Consider the following 16,641-nt stretch of genomic DNA (forward strand, 5'->3'; position numbering starts at 1 on the left):
GCTGTCCGGTCAGTCCCCGAAGGCCGGGGCCTCGTTGCACGCATGGGCCGCGCACTCGAGCTCCAGCGTCGACTGGTGGATCTCGAAGCGTTCCGCGAGGGCGGCCTTCACGCGCGCCTTGATGGCGTCCGCCTCGGTCCATGAGCCGCCGTCAATTACCACATGGGCGTCGAACGCGTAGGCCTCCTCGTGGACCTGCCAGAAGCGGGCGCGATGGACCTCGTTCACCCCGTCGACACCGCGCACCGCATCGAGCACGTCCTCGGTCGCGATGCCGGGAGGGCTGCCCAACATGAGGATCCGAATCACACCGCCGATCTCGTTGAACGACATCCAGAGGATGTAGCCGGAGATGAGGAGGGTGACGATCGGATCGACGATCCACCAGCCGAACAGGATGACGAAGATGCCGGCGATGATGACGCCGACGGAGCCGAGCGCGTCGGCGATATTGTGCAGGAAGGCGGCGCGGATGTTCATGCTCTCCTTGGAGAGCGCGAAGGTCAGGAACGCGGTGACGAGGTCGACCACGAGGGCGATCGTGGCGATCCAGACGACCATCCAGCCGTCGACGTGCTCCGGCTCGAAGAATCGCCCAACCGCTTCCGCCGCAAGGTAAAGTCCGAGAACGATGAGCGTCGTGTAGTTGACGAGGGCGGCGACGATCTCGATGCGCCGGTAGCCGAAGGTCATCACCGAATCCGACCCTCGCCGGCCGATCTTGCGCGCGGCGAAGGCGATGATCAGCGAGGCGGCGTCGGACAGATTGTGCAGGCCGTCGGCGATGAGGGCGAGGCTGCCCGAGGCGATCCCGCCGACGACCTGGACGATGGTCAGGAGGACGTTGACGGCGATGGCTCCCGTCATTCGCACGTCCCCATCGCCGGAACCGTGGGAATGGTGATGGTGGTGGTTGTGCGCCATGGGTCTGGGGATCTCGCGTGGCAGGGGCGGGCGGCCGAATTCGGAGCCTTGCACAGGCAGATGGCATTCACACGATGCGTGTGTCGATGCTGCGCCACCCCTGACTGCGTCAGAATGCCGCATTCGATTTTGGGATTATGCTGCGTGCGGATCCGCAAGCGCACCATGGAGATGAATGCCCCATTATAGTGTGGCTGCGGCGTCTCAGCCGTGCACTGGGACGGTTGCCGGGATGCAATATTCACTTCAGGATCCCGTTAAGCGAGGGGCAGCCATGCTATTCAGATCAAACGAGCCACATCTGCCCCTTGCGCATAGCTTGGCAGATATGCCACACAGCAAATCAACGGTCGTCAGAACCGCCTAGGGAGGAAGCCCCGTTCAAACGGACACGCCGGCGCAGCCAAAGGCGCGTAGGCGTAAATAGAAACGAAATGTACGTTTGGCGCGATCGGCCCCCCGGCCGGTCGCGCCTTTTTGAGCATTGGTCCAATGCTCGCATGCGCCACGCCCGCACTTTTCTTCCTGTACAGTGACCCCGCCGCCACACCCGCCCGACGGTGCGATCCGGCAATTTCGACACCCTCCGGACCGGCGGTTCATTGCCGAGATCGCGGTGGATAAAGTCGGGAGGGCCGGACCGGTCTTCCGCGCGCCGCTGAAAGTCTGAGCGCCCCCGGCCCAATTCTTCGTCACACGGTGACGCGCCCCGGCGGCCCGTGCGAAAAGCCCCTCATGCCCCTCCCGGACGACCTCGCCCCCGCCATCTGGCTCGCCGTCATCGCCGTCACGACCCTCGCCGGGTTCGTCAAAGGCACGGTCGGGTTCGCAATGCCGATGGTGATGGTCTCGGGCATCGGCTCCTTCCTCTCGCCCGAGCTTGCGCTCGCCGCGCTGATCCTGCCGACCCTCACCGCCAACCTGGCGCAGGCGTTCCGCAACGGGGTCGCCGCGGCGCTCGAGTCGGTGAAGGCGCACTGGCGCTACGTCGGGATCGTGTCGCTCTTCATCCTGATTTCGGCCCAGCTCGTCAGCGTTCTTCCGGCGGAGGCCCTGTACCTGACGATCGGCATCTGCGTCGCCGCCTTCGCCCTCTACCAGCTCACCGGGCGCCCGATCGTCTTCAGCGCGCGCCACCGCAACGCGATCAGCGTCGGGCTCGGCACCGTCGCCGGCCTCATCGGCGGCGTGTCCGGCATCTGGGGCCCGCCGACGGTGATCTACCTCGCCTCCCTCGACACGGAGAAGACCGAGCAGCTTCGCGTGCAGGGGATCGTCTACGGCATCGGCGCGGTAGTGCTCACGGCCGCGCACATCGGCTCCGGCGTCCTCGACGCCCGCACCGCGCCGCTGTCGGCGCTGCTCATAATTCCGGCAATGACCGGGCTTCTGCTCGGAATGCGTGTGTCGGCACGGATGGACCAGCGGCGCTTCCGGCTGGCGACGATGGCGGTGCTGGTGGTCGCGGGACTCAACCTCATCCGGCGCGGCGCGCTCGGTTGAGTATTTCACGCGCTATCAACTATGCGTATGGCGGGAATGCTCTGGTTGGATTGCACCCTGCAATCCGCTGGTATAGGCGTCAGGTCAAACTGGAAGCACCCATGACGTCACCCCTTTCAGGCCACGCCCTCGTGTCGATCGCGATCGAAGCCGGCGCGGCGATCATGCCGTTTTACGACCCCAACGGGCAGGATGCGCGCACCAAAGGCGACGGCTCGCCCGTCACCGCGGCCGACGAAGCGGCCGAGGCGATCATCCTGAAGCGCCTCGCGGAGCACGGCATCACCGCCGTCCTCGCCGAGGAGGCGGTAGCGGCAGGCCGCATCCCGGACGTCGGTCAGGAATTCTGGCTCGTCGACCCGCTCGACGGGACGAAGGATTTCATCTCCGGCAGCGGCGAGTTCACGGTGAACATCGCCCGCATCGTCGACGGCGTCCCGGTCGAAGGCGTCGTCCTCTGCCCCGCCCTCGACGAGGTGTACTGGTCCGACGAGACCGGCGCCTACCACGGCAGGATCGAGAACGGCGCGCTCGCGGGCGAGACGAAGATCGGCGTCGCCACCCCCGGCGGGGCGCTGAAGGTCGTCGCCTCCAAGTCGCACCTGACGGACGAGACCAAGGACTTCATCGCCCGCTTCGACGTCGACAGCTTCCTCTCCTTCGGATCGTCGCTGAAGTTCTGCCGCGTGGCCGACGGCACCGCCCACCTCTATCCCCGCATGGGCCGGACGATGGAGTGGGACACGGCGGCCGGTCACGCCGTCCTCAAGGCGGCCGGCGGCGAGGTCTACACCATGGACGGCAAGCCGCTCGCCTACGGCAAGGCCGACCACCCCTCCGGCGCCTACGCCAATCCTCACTTCGTGGCCGCCGGTGCCTTCGATCCTTTCGCTTTGGCGAAAGTGTCATAGTTCTTGCACAAGACCTCCCATAACTCTTGCTAGAGACCTCGGGGCCGTCCCCCGATTCGCTGAACGCAAGCTGAACGAAGATGGAGTAGCGTTATGGCCGTTGATCGCGGCTCGCACTTGAAGCGACTCGAGGACGAGTCGATCCATATCATCCGCGAGGTCGCGGCCGAGTTCCGCAATCCGGTGATGCTGTACTCGATCGGCAAGGATTCTGCAGTGATGCTGCACCTTGCCATGAAGGCCTTCTACCCCTCCACGCCGCCCTTCCCGCTGATGCACGTCGACACGACGTGGAAGTTCCGCGAGATGATCGAGTTCCGCGACCGCAAGGCGAAGGAACTCGGGCTGGACCTGATCGTGCACATCAACGAGGCGGGCGTTCGCGAGGGCGTCGGCCCGTTCACGCACGGGTCGTCCTACCACACGCAGGTCATGAAGACCGACGCGCTGAAAGAGGCGCTGACCAAGTACGGCTTCGACGCCGCATTCGGTGGCGCCCGCCGCGACGAGGAGAAGAGCCGCGCCAAGGAGCGCGTCTTCTCGTTCCGCACGGCCAACCACGGCTGGGACCCGAAGAACCAGCGCCCCGAGCTCTGGCACCTCTACAATTGCCGCGTCGCCAAGGGCGAGTCGATCCGCGTCTTCCCGCTGTCGAACTGGACCGAGCTCGACATCTGGCAGTACATCATGCTCGAGAACATCGAGATCGTGCCGCTCTACTACGCCAAGGAGCGCCCGGTCCTGGAACAGGACGGCCAGCTCCTGATGGTCGACGACGACCGCTTCCCGCTCGACGGCCGCACGCCCGAGATGAAGATGGTCCGCTTCCGCACGCTCGGCTGCTACCCGCTGACCGGCGCCGTCGAGAGCCCGGCCGCCACGCTGGAAGAGATCGTCGCCGAGATGCTGATCGCCCGCACGTCCGAACGGTCCGGCCGCCTCATCGACCGCGACGAGGAAGCGTCGATGGAGAAGAAGAAGCGCGAGGGGTACTTCTGATGTCCGTTGCCGAGAATCTCACCCCGGAAGCCTTCACCGAATACCTGGCGAGCCAGGAGCGGAAGTCCTTCCTGCGCTTCATCACCTGCGGCTCGGTGGACGACGGCAAGTCGACCCTCATCGGCCGCCTGCTGTTCGAGACGAAGCTGATCTTCGAGGACCAGCTCGCCGCCGTCGAGCGCGACTCCCGCCGCCACGGCACGACCGGTGAGGACATCGACCTCGCCCTCCTCGTCGACGGCCTCGAGGCCGAGCGGCAGCAGGGCATCACGATCGACGTCGCCTACCGCTTCTTCACGACGGACAAGCGCAAGTTCATCGTCGCCGACACGCCCGGCCACGAGCAGTACACGCGCAACATGGCGACCGGCGCCTCCACCGCCGACCTCGCCGTGCTGCTGGTGGACGCCCGCCACGGCATCCAGATCCAGACCAAGCGGCACGCCTTCCTCGTGTCGCTGCTCGGCATCCGGCACGTCGTCCTGGCGATCAACAAGATCGACCTCGTCGACTTCTCCGAAGACCGCTTCAAGGAGATCAAGGCCGAGTTCGAGAAGTTCGCCCACGGCTTCGACTTCGACACCATGACCGCCGTGCCGATCTCGGCCCGCTATGGTGACAACGTCGTCGCCCAGTCGGAGCGGATGCCCTGGTATACGGGCCCGACGCTGCTCGACTACCTGGAGTCGGTCGAGGTTCAGTCGAACCTCCAGGAACGCCCCTTCCGCATGTCGGTGCAGTGGGTGAACCGTCCGAACCTCAACTTCCGCGGCTTCTCCGGCACCATCGCCTCCGGCAAGCTGCGCCCGGGCGATCCGGTCGTGGTCGCGAGCTCCGGCCGCGACGCCGTCGTGCGCCGCATCGTCACCATGGACGGCGACCTGCCGGAGGCCGTCGCCTCCGAGGCCGTCACCGTCGTGCTCGACCGCGAGGTCGACATCTCGCGCGGCGACGTCCTGGTGCCGCCGTCGCACCGGCCGGAAGTCGCCGACCAGTTTGCCGCGCACATCGTCTGGATGGCCGAGGAGCCGCTCTACCCGGGCCGCCCCTACATCCTGAAGATCGGCAACAAGGTGATCTCGGCGACGATCACCGAGATCAAGCACCGGATCGACGTCAACACGTTCGACCATCTCGCCGCCAAGGAGCTCGGCCTCAACGAGGTCGGCTTCTGCAACGTCTCGCTGTCGGCCGACATCGCGTTCGACCCGTACGAGGCGAACCGCGAGACCGGCTCGTTCATCCTGATCGACCGCCTGACCAACGCGACGGTCGGCGCGGGCATGGTCTGGTTCGCGCTGCGCCGTGCGACCAACATCCACTGGCAGGCGACGGACGTCACCAAGGAAAGCCGCGCGGCCATGAAGGGCCAGAAGCCGGCGGTCCTGTGGTTCACCGGCCTCTCCGGTTCGGGCAAGTCGACGATCGGCAACCTCGTCGAGAAGAAGCTCTCGGCGATGGGCCGCCACACCTACATCCTGGACGGCGACAACGTCCGCCACGGCCTCAACCGCGACCTCGGCTTCACCGACGCCGATCGCGTCGAGAACATCCGCCGTGTCGCGGAGACCGCGAAGCTCTTCGTCGACGCGGGCCTCCTGGTCGTGGTGACCTTCATCTCGCCCTTCCGCTCCGAACGCCGCATGGCCCGCGAGCTGGTGGAGGACGGCGAGTTCCTGGAGGTCTACATCGACACACCGATCGAGGAGTGCCGCCGGCGCGACCCGAAGGGCCTCTACAAGAAGGCCGACTCCGGCCAGCTCAAGAACTTCACCGGCGTCGACTCGCCGTACGAGTCGCCGGAGAACGCCGAGATCGCCATCGACACGACCTCCGGCGAGCCCGAGGCTCACGCCGAGCGCATCGTGGCGCTTCTCAAGGAGCGCGGCATCATCGATTGATGCCGCAACCCCATCACGGACCGCAAAAAGGCAACCTTCGGGTTGCCTTTTTTGTTGGAGCGAGCTACCCAAACAGGCAACCAGGAGGTTGCCTGTGACAGACGCCATCGAAAAAACCATCCTGCTCGACGCGCCGGTCGAGAGGGTCTGGCGGGCGGTGACCGACGCGCGCGAATTCGGGACGTGGTTCCGTGTCGCGCTGGAGGGGCCGTTCGTGCCCGGCCGCTCGGTCGCCGGGCAGATCACCTATCCCGGCTACGAGCACCACCGCCTCGTCGCGACCGTCGAGACGATGGAGGAGCCCCGCTACTTCGCGTTCCGCTGGGAGCCGGAACCGGATACCGCCGGCGGCGGCGGCGGCGATCCGGCCACGCTAGTGGAGTTCACGCTGGCGCCCGAGGGCACCGGCACGCGCCTCACCCTGCGCGAGTCCGGGTTCAACGCCCTCCCCGCCCACAAGCGCGACGAAGCGCTCCGCCGCAACGACGGCGGTTGGGACATCCAGATGCAGAACATCGCCGATCACCTGAGCGGGTCCGCCGCCGCCCCCCGGGCCTGATGCCGGCCGCGACGACGCCCGAACTCTCCGGCCGCGCCGCGAAGTTCGCCGCCCTCGGCGATCCGACACGGCTGTCGCTCGTCGCCATGCTCTCGGACGGCGGCCCGCGCTCGATCGTCAGCCTGGCGGAGGGCGTCGGCCTCACCCGCCAGGGCACCACCAAGCATCTGAAGGTGATGCAGGACGCCGGCCTCGTCGCGAGCCGCCGCGAGGGCCGCGAGACGCGCTTCACGCTGCGGCGCGACGCGCTGGCCGAGCTGCGTGAGCACCTCGACCTCGTCTCGGCCCAGTGGGACGACGCGCTGGACCGCCTCAAGGCGTTCGTGGAGCGCCCCGGATAGGGCTCGTTCAGCCGTGGCGTCAGCCGAGGTCGGCCAGCGTCCCCGTCCGCTCCCACGAGAACGCGTCGCGGAGCTGCGCGTCGCCCCAGAAGCGGCTGCCGTCGCCGGTGATGAACGTCGGCGCGCCGAAGACACCCGCCGCCTTCGCCGCCTCGACGTTGGCGAACAGCGCGGCCTTGACCGCCTCGTTCCTGATCCCCTCGGCGATTCGCGCCGGGTCGATGCCGGCGGCCTCGGCAGCCTCCGACAAAGTCTCGGCCTGGGCGATGTCCATCCCCTTGCCGTACTCGCAGTGGAACACCGCCCGGCTGAAGGCGGCCCGTTCCGCGCCCTCCAGCGACAGCGCGGCACGCGCGGCCGACACGCTGCGCGACGGGAACACCTCCGGCATCACGAACGGGATGCCGCGATGGGCCGCGCGGCGGGAAAGATCCTCCCACATGAACGACGCCTTCGCCTCCGACGACAGGTTGGGCGTCGCCTTGAACCCCGCGTCGGCGAAGATCGGTCCGAGCAGGAAGGGCGTCCATTCCACCTCGATGCCTTCCGCGTCGGCGAGCGGCTCGATCCGCATCGCGGTGAGGTAGGAGTAGGTGGAGGAGAAGTCGAAGAAGAATCGGATGGCCATGGCGCTTCCCTTGGCGCCGCATTCGCGCGGCGCATTCTGGCTGGATGTGGACCGCGGGGCCGCAGTCGCGCGCACGTTCGGCGTTATGAACGAATCGATCAAGCATGCCGCGCCGGAGACATCCCGGGACCGGTGGTCACGGTTCGTTGATGCCGCGCCCGCCCGTCCTTGACGCGCCGAAGGCCGGACGGCATCGTCCGCCCGTGCAAAATCGCTTCGGAACACTCTGGCGGTCCGCATTCGGTGCGGCAGCCCTCGCTCTGGGCCTCGCCGCCCATGCCACTCCCAGCATGGCCGAGGATACCCGCGCCGCCATCATCGACGCCGCATGGGACACGCGGGACTACATTCCGCAGCTTCGCGCCAACGGCATCCAGGTCATCGGCCGCTATCTCGCGCGCTGCCCTCAGCCGGAACGGAATATCCCGTCCAAACGGCTGATCGACCAGGGCACGATCAAGGACCGCAACAGCGAGGTGCGCCGCATCCTCGACAACGGAATGGCGATCCTCTCGATCTACCAGTACAACAACGACTCGAAGAACAAGTTCTTCGGCCGCGACCGGAACGGCAATCCCCTGCCCGACGGCAACTGCCGCACCACCAGCCGGGAGCGCACCCCCAGCGACGAGGGCGAGCTCGACGCCAAGGCCGCCGTCGAGCAGGCCAAGGCACTCGGCCAGCCGCGCGGGTCGACGATCTTCTTCGGCGTCGACATCGCCTTCAGCAAGTCCGACGTCGCGACGCAGCGCGCGATGGTCCAGTACTTCGAGATGGTGAAACGCATCGTCGGGCGCGGCGGCTACGAACTCGGCGCCTACGGCAACGGCGACGCGCTCGACGTGCTGATGGACAAGCGGCTGATCCGCGTCGCCTGGCTGTCCGCCTCCCGCGCCTACCCGGGGACGACCGAGTTCCACAATTCCGGCCGCTGGCACCTCTTCCAGAGCGGCGTCAACCTGGAATGGTTCGGCGGCAAGCCCGGCCAGTGCACGCCCGGGCTGCCGCTCGACGTCAACGTCAAGAACGCCCGGTTCGCCGACCAGGCGCTCGGATTCTGGACCACGCGCGGCGTCGTGCGGCTCGACCCGTCCCGCACACGCTCGGTCTATGCCACGCGTCGGTTCGCCTGCGACGGCGACTCGCGCATCCGAAAGGACGCGAACTCCGGCGCGCGCGACCTCATCTCCTCGCAGTCGCGCTGCCGCGGCGGACGGACCGTCCGCCATCCGGACACCGTGGACTACGCCAACGCCACCCGCATCGGCCGCCAGAGCGGCGATGTGGTCGAGGTCGACTACGACGACGACGGCAACTTCGACGGCTGGACCGCGGCCTCGAACCTGACCTCGAGCTTCAACGTCAAGCCGCACTGGATCCACGGCAAGGGCCAGCGCCAGTCCGCCCGCTGCAACTGAGCGCGCCCACGCGTGTGCCTCGGCGGATGACCCGCGCGGCGCTGCGTTCCTGACATCCCGACGCGAGCAGGGGACGCTGCGAATGCGACCGGAGCACCGTGCCGACCGGCAAGACCGTCAGGGTCCTCGCGGCTAAGCCGGCAGGGCGTCCCGCCCTTTCCGGGCAACATGGCGCGGGCGATGCATCAGGGACGCCCGAAGGGAGCTTCACGATGCTGCAAACCTGGCAACTCTGGGCGGTCATGGCCGCCGTCTTCGCCGCGCTCACCGCGATCTTCGCCAAGGTCGGCGTCGAGGCGATCAACTCCGACCTCGCGACCATGGTCCGCACCGTGGTCATACTCGTCATCGTCGTGGGGATCGTGGCGGCGAGCGGCCAGTTCGGCGGGCTCGCGACGATCTCGACGCGCAGCTACGTCTTCCTGGCCCTCTCGGGCGCTGCGACCGGCGCGTCCTGGCTCTGCTACTTCCGCGCGCTCAAGATGGGCGACGCGGCGCGGGTCGCGCCGATCGACAAGCTGAGCGTGGTGCTGGTCGCCGTGTTCGGCGTCCTCTTCCTCGGCGAGCAGCTCTCGGCGCTGAACTGGGTCGGCGTGGCGCTGATCGGCGCCGGCGCGATCCTCGTCGCCTACAAGGGCTGAAACGCGAAAGGCGCCGGCCCGCGAACGGACCGGCGCCTCGTAACCGTGTGCTGGGGCGCCGCAGCGCCGGGATGGCCGCCTTACAGCGGGCAGCGACGGACCTCTCCGCCGTAGGTCACGTACGTATCCGTGCTCGGATCGTACGAACGGTAGTTGGCTGCGCAGCGCTGGACGTGGGAGCTGGTGGCCGGCACCGTGCCGACGACGGTCGTCCGCGAGCTCGACAGCGCGCTGCCGGCGATCACGCCCGCCGCGGCGCCGATCACACCGGCCGTGGCAGCCGCGGCACCCCAGTTGTCGTTGTCGTTGTCCCAGCCGCCGTAGCGGTGGCGGTAGTAACGATCACTGTGGCCGCGGTGATGGTTCCCGCGATGATTATAGTGCCGCTCGTGCTTCATTCGCCCAACACCCCGGTCACCGGGATCGGCCGAAGCAGTCGTCATGGTCGCAGCACTCGAGATGAGAAGCGTCGCGGCGGCGACGCCAGCCATAAGCTTACGCATAATACCTCACTTTCACTTCGTCCGATGGCCCATCAGGGGCGGGGGTCTGGCCCCTGCACGGCTCGAAGTCCTGTTTGGTACTATTCAATGCGTAGCGAACGACTTGGTTTCACTCTACCGCGTCAGAGCGGGCAGCGACGGACCTCGCCCGTCGCCGTCGTATAGCTGTCAGTCTGCGGATTATAGGTGGGATACCGGGCCTTGCAGAGCTGCATGTGCCCGCCCGTCGGCGTCCCGGGACCGTCGTAGCGCTGCGACGGAATCACGCTGCGGATGACGACACCCGCCGTCGCGCCCATGAGGTTGGCGCCGAGGGGGCCGAAGAGGGAGAAGTCGCCGTCCGTCGGCAGCTCCATCCCCTCCACCGAGCGGGTGCTGCCGCGTGGCGCGAGCTGCGGATCCGGCGCGGGATAGCCGGAGTAGTTCTGCCAGAACGGCCGGCCGCGGACCCAGGACTTGACCGACTGGTCCGAGTTCGCGGGATCCGCCGCCGCCGGGGCGACGTGCGCGGCAGCCGCGGTCAGGAGGGCCGCCGCGGCGACGGTCAGGGTGAGCGCTCGCATGCCGATCCTCCTTGGTGTCGACCTCTGGCGAATGCGTCGGGCGCCGCAGCGGCTGCGGCGCCCGGATATCGTGGCGGCGAGGCGGCGCGGAGCCGCCCTCCCACGTGGCGCGCCGGTGGCCCGGCGCCCGGTCTCAGTAGACGCGCTTCGCCGGCGCGATGTACTCGATCGCGTTCGACAGCGTGTAGGCGTGCACCGGACGGTCCTCGAGGCGGACCTTGTAGTTGTCGTCGAGGAAGGCGAGCGTGTGGATCATCCACTTCTCGTCGTCCCGCTCCGGGTAGTCCTCGCGGGCGTGGGCGCCGCGGCTCTCGGTGCGGTTCAGCGCCGAGTCCATGGTCACGACCGCCTGGCCGATGAGGTTGTCGAACTCCAGCGTCTCCAGGAGGTCCGTGTTCCAGACCATGGTCTTGTCCTTGACCTGGATGTCGCCGAGGCCGCCCGCCACGTCGTGGATGAGCGTGTGCCCTTCCTCGAGGACCTCGCCGGTGCGGAACACGGCGCAGTTGTTCTGCATCGTGCGCTGCATCTTGTCGCGAAGCTCGGCCGTCGGCGTGCCGCCGCTCGCGTGGCGGAAGTGGTCGAGGCGCGACAGCGCGGGCTCGGACGCGCGGTCCGGGCACGGCGGCAGCGACTCGCCCGCCTTCACCGTCTCGGCGCAGCGCAGCGCCGTGGCACGGCCGAAGACCACGAGGTCGATCAGCGAGTTGGAGCCGAGGCGGTTGGCGCCGTGAACCGACACGCAGGCCGCCTCGCCGATCGCCATCAGGCCCGGCACGACCCGGTCAGGATCGCCGTCGACCTTGGTCAGAACCTCGCCGTGGAAGTTCGTCGGGATGCCGCCCATGTTGTAGTGCACGGTCGGCAGAACCGGGATCGGCTCCTTGGTGACGTCGACGCCGGCGAAGATCTTCGCCGACTCGGAGATGCCCGGCAGGCGCTCGGCGAGGATCGCCGGGTCGAGATGCTCGAGGTGCAGGTGGATGTGGTCGGAATTCTTGCCGACGCCGCGGCCCTCGCGGATCTCCACCGTCATCGAGCGCGAGACGACGTCGCGCGAGGCGAGGTCCTTCGCGGACGGGGCGTAGCGCTCCATGAAGCGCTCGCCGTCGGAGTTGGTGAGGTAGCCGCCTTCGCCGCGCGAGCCTTCCGTGATGAGGCAGCCCGAGCCGTAGATGCCGGTCGGGTGGAACTGCACGAACTCCATGTCCTGCAGCGGCAGGCCGGCGCGCAGCACCATCGCGTTGCCGTCGCCCGTGCAGGTGTGCGCGGACGTGCAGGAGAAGTACGCGCGGCCGTAGCCGCCGGTCGCGAGGATGGTCTTGTGCGCGCGGAAGCGGTGAATGGTGCCGTCGTCCTGGCACATCGCCATCACGCCGCGGCACTCGCCCTCGTCCATGATGAGGTCGAGCGCGAAGTACTCGATGAAGAACTCGGCCGAGTGGCGCAGGGACTGGCCGTAGAGCGTGTGCAGGATGGCGTGGCCGGTGCGGTCCGCGGCGGCGCAGGTGCGCTGCGCGGTGCCCTTGCCGAAGTTCGTCGTCATGCCGCCGAACGGGCGCTGGTAGATCTTGCCCTCTTCGGTCCGCGAGAACGGAACGCCCCAGTGCTCCAGCTCGTAGACCGCCGCGGGGGCGTTGCGGACCATGTACTCGATCGCGTCCTGGTCGCCGAGCCAGTCCGACCCCTTCACGGTGTCGTACATGTGCCAGCGCCAGTCGTCCTGGCCCATGTTGCCGAGCGCGGCGGAGATGCCGCCCTGCGCCGCCACGGTGTGCGAGCGCGTCGGAAAGACCTTGGTGATGCAGGCGGTGCGCAGGCCGGCCTCGGCGCAGCCCACGACGGCGCGCAGGCCCGAACCGCCGGCTCCCACCACCACCACGTCGTATTCGTGATCGATGATCTTGTAGGCGGGACCCGTGGTCCCGTTGCCGTTCGTCGCCATACTCAGGCCCCCGTTCCGACGCTGCCGCCGGTGAGGACGGCGAGCATGATTTTCACGATCGCAAAGATGGCCGTCGCGGCGATCGCAACCGCGAAGAAGGTGTTCAGGAGGAGCAGCAGGATGCGCGCGCCTTCCGCGTGCACATAGTCCTCGATCACCACCTGGATGCCGAGTTTCATATGGACCGCGACGGAGACGATCGCGAGGGCGAGCGGCACCGCGACCCAGGGCGAGCCGACGAGCGACACCGCGTCCGCGTAGGAGCGGCCGGACAGCATGATGGCGACGACGGCGAGCACGATGACCAGGATCGCGTTGGCGAAGCCGGTGATGCGCTGCTGGATGAAGTGCTCGGTCCCGGACTTGGACGAGCCGAGATGGCGGATCGTCTTCAGCGGGGTGCGGTCGTTGCCGAAGGCATCGCCGGACTTGTGGAGCGGGCTGCGCATCAGATGTTCTCCAGAACGACGACGAAGGCCCACAGGGCGGTCGTGATCAGGATCGAACCCGTGACCGTCATCCAGGCGAGGTTGTAGCGCTCCTCGCCGAAGCCCTTGCCGGCGTCCCAGATGAAGTGGCGCAGGCCGCCGAGCAGGTGGTGAATCAGCGACCAGGTGAAGGCCACCAGGATGATCCGTCCGAGGAAGGACGAGTAGATGCCGTTGGCGGTCGCATACGCCTCGGGGCCTGCGGCCAATGCCAGCAGATAGGCCACGACGAGGACGAGGCCGGCGACGTTCATCATGCCCGTCACGCGGTGCATGATGGACATGACCATCGTCACGATGGGCCGATAGATCGAAAGGTGCGGCGAAAGTGGCCGTGGCCGACGGCTCACCTCGGTATCTGCGCTCGCCATGAAGGTCCCCCTGGAATTCCGCGACCTGAACTAGCCTCGAATGGTTCTAGGGTCAAAGCAAACCCTTGGCCCATTTCATCGAAGCGCTTGCCGCGGTCGTCGCGAGCCGCCACCTTTAGCACAACCCCCATCCAGCGAGGCAGCACGATGAGTGACAATTTGTTCGAGCGCCACGGCCTGGATCCAGCCCGCACGGAGGCGATCGTCGCCGACGCGCTGTCGGGTGCGGACGACGGCGAGCTCTTCCTCGAGCATCGCACCAGCGAGAGCCTGGTGTTCGACGACGGGCGCATGAAATCCGCCGCGTTCGACATCTCGGACGGCTTCGGCCTTCGCGCCGTCGCGGGCGAAGCGGTCGCGGTCGCCCACTCCTCGGACGTGTCGGAGGCCGCCCTGCGGCGCGCCGCGGCCACCGTCGGCACCGTCGGCCGCAACCACGCCGGGACGCTGGACGTCGCGCCGACGGGCACCAACCGCCGGCTCTACGCCGACCTCGACCCCATCGGCGCGCCGGACTTCGCCGAGAAGGCCGCCCTCCTCTCCACGATCGACGCCTATGCCCGCGGCCGCGATCCGCGCGTGCGGCAGGTCTCCATCTCGCTGGCGGCGGAGCGGCAGGTGGTCAACATCCTGCGCGCCGACGGCATGCAGCTTGCCGACCACCGCCCGCTGGTGCGGTTCTCCGTGACGGTGATGGTGGGCGACGGCAACCGCCTGGAGACCGGCAACTACGGCACCGGCGGGCGCGAGCCCTACGCGCGGTTCATCGCCGAGGGCTCCTGGCAGCGCGCCGTCGACGAGGCGCTGCGCCGCGCGCTCGTCAACCTCGACGCGGTGCCAGCCCCCGCCGGAACGTTCGACGTGGTGCTCGGCCCCGGCTGGCCCGGCATCCTGCTGCACGAGGCGGTGGGCCACGGCCTCGAGGGTGACTTCAACCGCCGCAGGACCAGCGCCTTCGCCGGGCTGATGGGCGAGAAGGTCGCCGCTCCGGGCGTCACGGTGGTCGACGACGGCACCCATCCGGACCGCCGCGGCTCGCTCACGATCGACGACGAGGGCACCCCCTCGTCCGAAACGGTTCTGATCGAGGACGGCCGCCTCGTCGGCTACATGCAGGACCGGCAGAACGCGCGGCTGATGGGCATGCTCCCCACCGGCAACGGGCGCCGCCAGTCCTACGCACACACCATCATGCCGCGCATGACGAACACGATCATGAAGGGCGGCGACACCGACCCCGAGGAGATCCGCGCCGGCGTCAGGGACGGGCTCTACATGGTCTCCTTCGGCGGCGGGCAGGTGGACATCACGTCCGGCAAGTTCGTCTTCTCCTGCACCGAGGGCTACCGCCTGCGGGACGGCAGGATCTGCGAGCCGGTGAAGGGCGCCATGCTGATCGGCAACGGGCCCGACGCGCTGACCCGCATCGCAGCCGTCGGCAACGACATGGCGCTCGACGACGGGATCGGCACCTGCGGCAAGGCCGGCCAGTGGGTCCCCGTCGGCGTCGGCCAGCCCTCGATCCGCATCAACGCCATGACGGTCGGCGGCACGGAGGCCTGACCGCCGCCCGCAAGCCGGAGCGAACGCGGACCGCCCGGGACCGGAGCCGCCCGCCGGCGCGGGGCAGCGCCCGGCCGCCGCCCCGAAGTCCCCTCCCGAGGCCGGGGCGCGGCGCGATGGCGCAATCGGGCCTCGCTTGACCGGCGCGGCGTCGATACCGACCTATCGGCGACCGCCACGCGTGTGTGCCGCGGACGGCCCTTGCTCCTGCACAATGGTCCCCACCATGGTCGATCCGTCGTCCATCCCGTCCGCCCTTCCGGAGCGGTCGCGGCGCTTCATCATCTGGTTCAACGCCCTCGTCGGCATCGTCTTCATCGCGGTGATGGTGCTGCCGCTCGAGGCGTCCGCCGCTTGGATCTCCGGCGCCTTCCTCCACTCGGCGACGATCGGCTGGATCGTCGCCGCCGTGACGCTGCTGCCGACGCTCTTCTGGCTCTTCGGCCGCGGCCTCAGCCAGGCCGTCTCCGCCGAGGCCGAGATCCTCGACGAGGTGCGCCGGCCGGACTGACAGGCGCCGCACGCCGCCCACAGGCCGACAGCGCAGATCAGGGACGCGCCGATCCGGCGCGCACGGCATTGCGCGACACGCGCGGCACGTGAAAAGTAAGGCCGCCGGCGCGGTTGCCGGCGGTCGACAAGAAACGAGGAGGGCGCCGTGATCGATGCGTTGCGCGAGGATCTGGCTACTGCATTTCGCGTTGCCGCGGCGATGGACCTGAACGAAGGCATCTGCAACCACTTCTCGGTCACGGTGCCGGGGAGCGAGGAGCGCTACCTCATCAACCCCTACGGCATCCACTGGTCCGAGATGCAGCCGGGCGACCTCCTCCTCATCGACGGCGACGGGCAGGTGATCGAGGGCGACGGCGAGGTCGAGGCGACGGCCCGCTACATCCACGTCGCCGCGCACCGCGCCAACCCGCGCCACGGCGCCGTCCTCCACACCCACATGCCGCACTGCACCGCGCTGACGATGGTGGATGGCGGCAAGCTGGAGATGGCGCACCAGACCGCCTGCCGGTTCCACGACCGCATCGTCTACGTCACCGAGTTCGGCGGCCTGGCGCTCGACGAGGGCGAGGGCGAGGCGATCGCCGGCTCGGCCCGCCACGACAGCGCGGCCGACGTCTTCTTCCTGGCCCACCACGGCGTGACCGTCTGTGGCGGATCCGTGGCGGAAGCGTTCGACGATCTCTATTATCTGGAGAGGGCGGCCCGGCAGCAGGTGCTGGCCATGTCCACCGGACTGCCGCTAAGGTTGATGTCGCACGAGATGGTGGTCCATACCGCCCGGCAGATGCGGCAGGTGATGAAGGTGCAGGCGGAAGAGCATTTTCGCGTCTTGAAGCGACTCTATCCGCCCTCTGGCACGGCGTGAGC

At 68.2% G+C, this 16,641-nt stretch carries 19 protein-coding genes; 12 read left to right on the top strand and 7 right to left on the bottom strand.

What is annotated here, in order from left to right; translation table 11 throughout:
* Positions 1-9: 9 nt before the first annotated feature.
* Positions 10-867 carry a cation diffusion facilitator family transporter gene (locus DLJ53_RS01840; RefSeq protein ID WP_226573546.1) on the bottom strand — a complete coding sequence of 286 codons (858 nt, stop codon included), beginning with the start codon at positions 865-867 and terminating at the stop codon, positions 10-12.
* A 792-nt stretch (positions 868-1,659) separates the two neighbouring features.
* Here DLJ53_RS01840 and DLJ53_RS01845 point away from each other — a divergent pair.
* The 6 genes from DLJ53_RS01845 (at position 1,660) to DLJ53_RS01870 (ending at position 7,138) form a co-directional block, all read left to right on the top strand.
* Complete coding sequence (locus tag DLJ53_RS01845; RefSeq protein ID WP_111341822.1) at positions 1,660-2,427, top strand: sulfite exporter TauE/SafE family protein; 768 nt, start codon at positions 1,660-1,662, stop codon at positions 2,425-2,427.
* A gap of 101 nt (positions 2,428-2,528) precedes the next feature.
* A complete protein-coding gene (gene cysQ, locus DLJ53_RS01850; protein ID WP_111341824.1) occupies positions 2,529-3,338 on the top strand; it encodes a 3'(2'),5'-bisphosphate nucleotidase CysQ in 810 nt (269 codons plus the stop codon).
* Between the two features lie 93 nt (positions 3,339-3,431).
* Positions 3,432-4,337, top strand: a complete 906-nt coding sequence (cysD, locus tag DLJ53_RS01855; RefSeq protein WP_111341826.1) for a sulfate adenylyltransferase subunit CysD — start codon at positions 3,432-3,434, stop codon at positions 4,335-4,337.
* Positions 4,337-6,238: a sulfate adenylyltransferase subunit CysN gene (cysN, locus tag DLJ53_RS01860; protein WP_111341828.1), complete on the top strand. Its 1,902-nt coding sequence runs from the start codon at positions 4,337-4,339 to the stop codon at positions 6,236-6,238. Before cysD ends, cysN begins: the two co-directional genes overlap by 1 nt.
* 94 nt (positions 6,239-6,332) lie before the next feature.
* Complete coding sequence (locus DLJ53_RS01865; RefSeq protein WP_111341830.1) at positions 6,333-6,797, top strand: SRPBCC family protein; 465 nt, start codon at positions 6,333-6,335, stop codon at positions 6,795-6,797.
* The gene (locus tag DLJ53_RS01870) at positions 6,797-7,138 is read left to right on the top strand and encodes an ArsR/SmtB family transcription factor (protein ID WP_111341832.1); all 342 of its coding nucleotides are present in this window, start codon (positions 6,797-6,799) and stop codon (positions 7,136-7,138) included. Before DLJ53_RS01865 ends, DLJ53_RS01870 begins: the two co-directional genes overlap by 1 nt.
* 19 nt (positions 7,139-7,157) lie before the next feature.
* Here DLJ53_RS01870 and DLJ53_RS01875 read toward each other — a convergent pair whose 3' ends face one another.
* On the bottom strand, positions 7,158-7,766 hold the full coding sequence (locus DLJ53_RS01875; protein ID WP_162408769.1) for a 2-hydroxychromene-2-carboxylate isomerase: 609 nt from the start codon (positions 7,764-7,766) through the stop codon (positions 7,158-7,160).
* On the opposite strand from DLJ53_RS01875, the gene DLJ53_RS35045 reads away from it, so the two are divergent.
* From DLJ53_RS35045 to DLJ53_RS01885, 3 genes are all read left to right on the top strand, one after another.
* Positions 7,759-7,938: a hypothetical protein gene (locus tag DLJ53_RS35045; RefSeq protein ID WP_162408771.1), complete on the top strand. Its 180-nt coding sequence runs from the start codon at positions 7,759-7,761 to the stop codon at positions 7,936-7,938. The genes DLJ53_RS01875 and DLJ53_RS35045 overlap by 8 nt on opposite strands.
* A 118-nt stretch (positions 7,939-8,056) precedes the next feature.
* A complete protein-coding gene (locus tag DLJ53_RS01880; RefSeq protein ID WP_162408773.1) occupies positions 8,057-9,184 on the top strand; it encodes a DUF1906 domain-containing protein in 1,128 nt (375 codons plus the stop codon).
* A 212-nt stretch (positions 9,185-9,396) separates the two neighbouring features.
* The gene (locus DLJ53_RS01885) at positions 9,397-9,825 is read left to right on the top strand and encodes an EamA family transporter (RefSeq protein WP_111341836.1); all 429 of its coding nucleotides are present in this window, start codon (positions 9,397-9,399) and stop codon (positions 9,823-9,825) included.
* Positions 9,826-9,905: 80 nt separating this feature from the next.
* On the opposite strand, the gene DLJ53_RS01890 is transcribed toward DLJ53_RS01885, so the two are convergent.
* The 5 genes from DLJ53_RS01890 to sdhC all read right to left on the bottom strand — a co-directional run bounded on the left by DLJ53_RS01890 (position 9,906) and on the right by sdhC (position 13,695).
* Positions 9,906-10,328, bottom strand: coding sequence for a BA14K family protein (locus tag DLJ53_RS01890; protein WP_111341838.1), 423 nt, complete (start codon positions 10,326-10,328; stop codon positions 9,906-9,908).
* A gap of 122 nt (positions 10,329-10,450) precedes the next feature.
* Positions 10,451-10,891 (bottom strand): BA14K family protein, encoded by a 441-nt coding sequence (locus DLJ53_RS01895; RefSeq protein ID WP_111341839.1) that lies wholly within the window; start codon positions 10,889-10,891, stop codon positions 10,451-10,453.
* A gap of 133 nt (positions 10,892-11,024) precedes the next feature.
* Entirely contained in the window at positions 11,025-12,836 is a 1,812-nt protein-coding gene (sdhA, locus tag DLJ53_RS01900) for a succinate dehydrogenase flavoprotein subunit (protein WP_111341841.1), read from the bottom strand.
* A gap of 2 nt (positions 12,837-12,838) precedes the next feature.
* Positions 12,839-13,285, bottom strand: a complete 447-nt coding sequence (gene sdhD / locus DLJ53_RS01905) for a succinate dehydrogenase, hydrophobic membrane anchor protein (RefSeq protein ID WP_111341843.1) — start codon at positions 13,283-13,285, stop codon at positions 12,839-12,841.
* Positions 13,285-13,695: a succinate dehydrogenase, cytochrome b556 subunit gene (gene sdhC, locus DLJ53_RS01910; RefSeq protein WP_111341845.1), complete on the bottom strand. Its 411-nt coding sequence runs from the start codon at positions 13,693-13,695 to the stop codon at positions 13,285-13,287. The genes sdhD and sdhC overlap by 1 nt, the downstream gene beginning before the upstream one ends.
* Before the next feature lie 147 nt (positions 13,696-13,842).
* Here sdhC and DLJ53_RS01915 point away from each other — a divergent pair, with 147 nt between their 5' ends.
* The 3 genes from DLJ53_RS01915 (at position 13,843) to DLJ53_RS01925 (ending at position 16,639) form a co-directional block, all read left to right on the top strand.
* Positions 13,843-15,258 carry a TldD/PmbA family protein gene (locus DLJ53_RS01915; protein WP_111341847.1) on the top strand — a complete coding sequence of 472 codons (1,416 nt, stop codon included), beginning with the start codon at positions 13,843-13,845 and terminating at the stop codon, positions 15,256-15,258.
* A 226-nt stretch (positions 15,259-15,484) separates the two neighbouring features.
* Complete coding sequence (locus tag DLJ53_RS01920) at positions 15,485-15,769, top strand: hypothetical protein (RefSeq protein ID WP_146619858.1); 285 nt, start codon at positions 15,485-15,487, stop codon at positions 15,767-15,769.
* A gap of 147 nt (positions 15,770-15,916) precedes the next feature.
* On the top strand, positions 15,917-16,639 hold the full coding sequence (locus DLJ53_RS01925; RefSeq protein ID WP_111341851.1) for an aldolase: 723 nt from the start codon (positions 15,917-15,919) through the stop codon (positions 16,637-16,639).
* The last annotated feature ends 2 nt before the right edge of the window (positions 16,640-16,641 follow it).

The organism is Acuticoccus sediminis (assembly GCF_003258595.1).
Lineage (GTDB): Bacteria > Pseudomonadota > Alphaproteobacteria > Rhizobiales > Amorphaceae > Acuticoccus > Acuticoccus sediminis.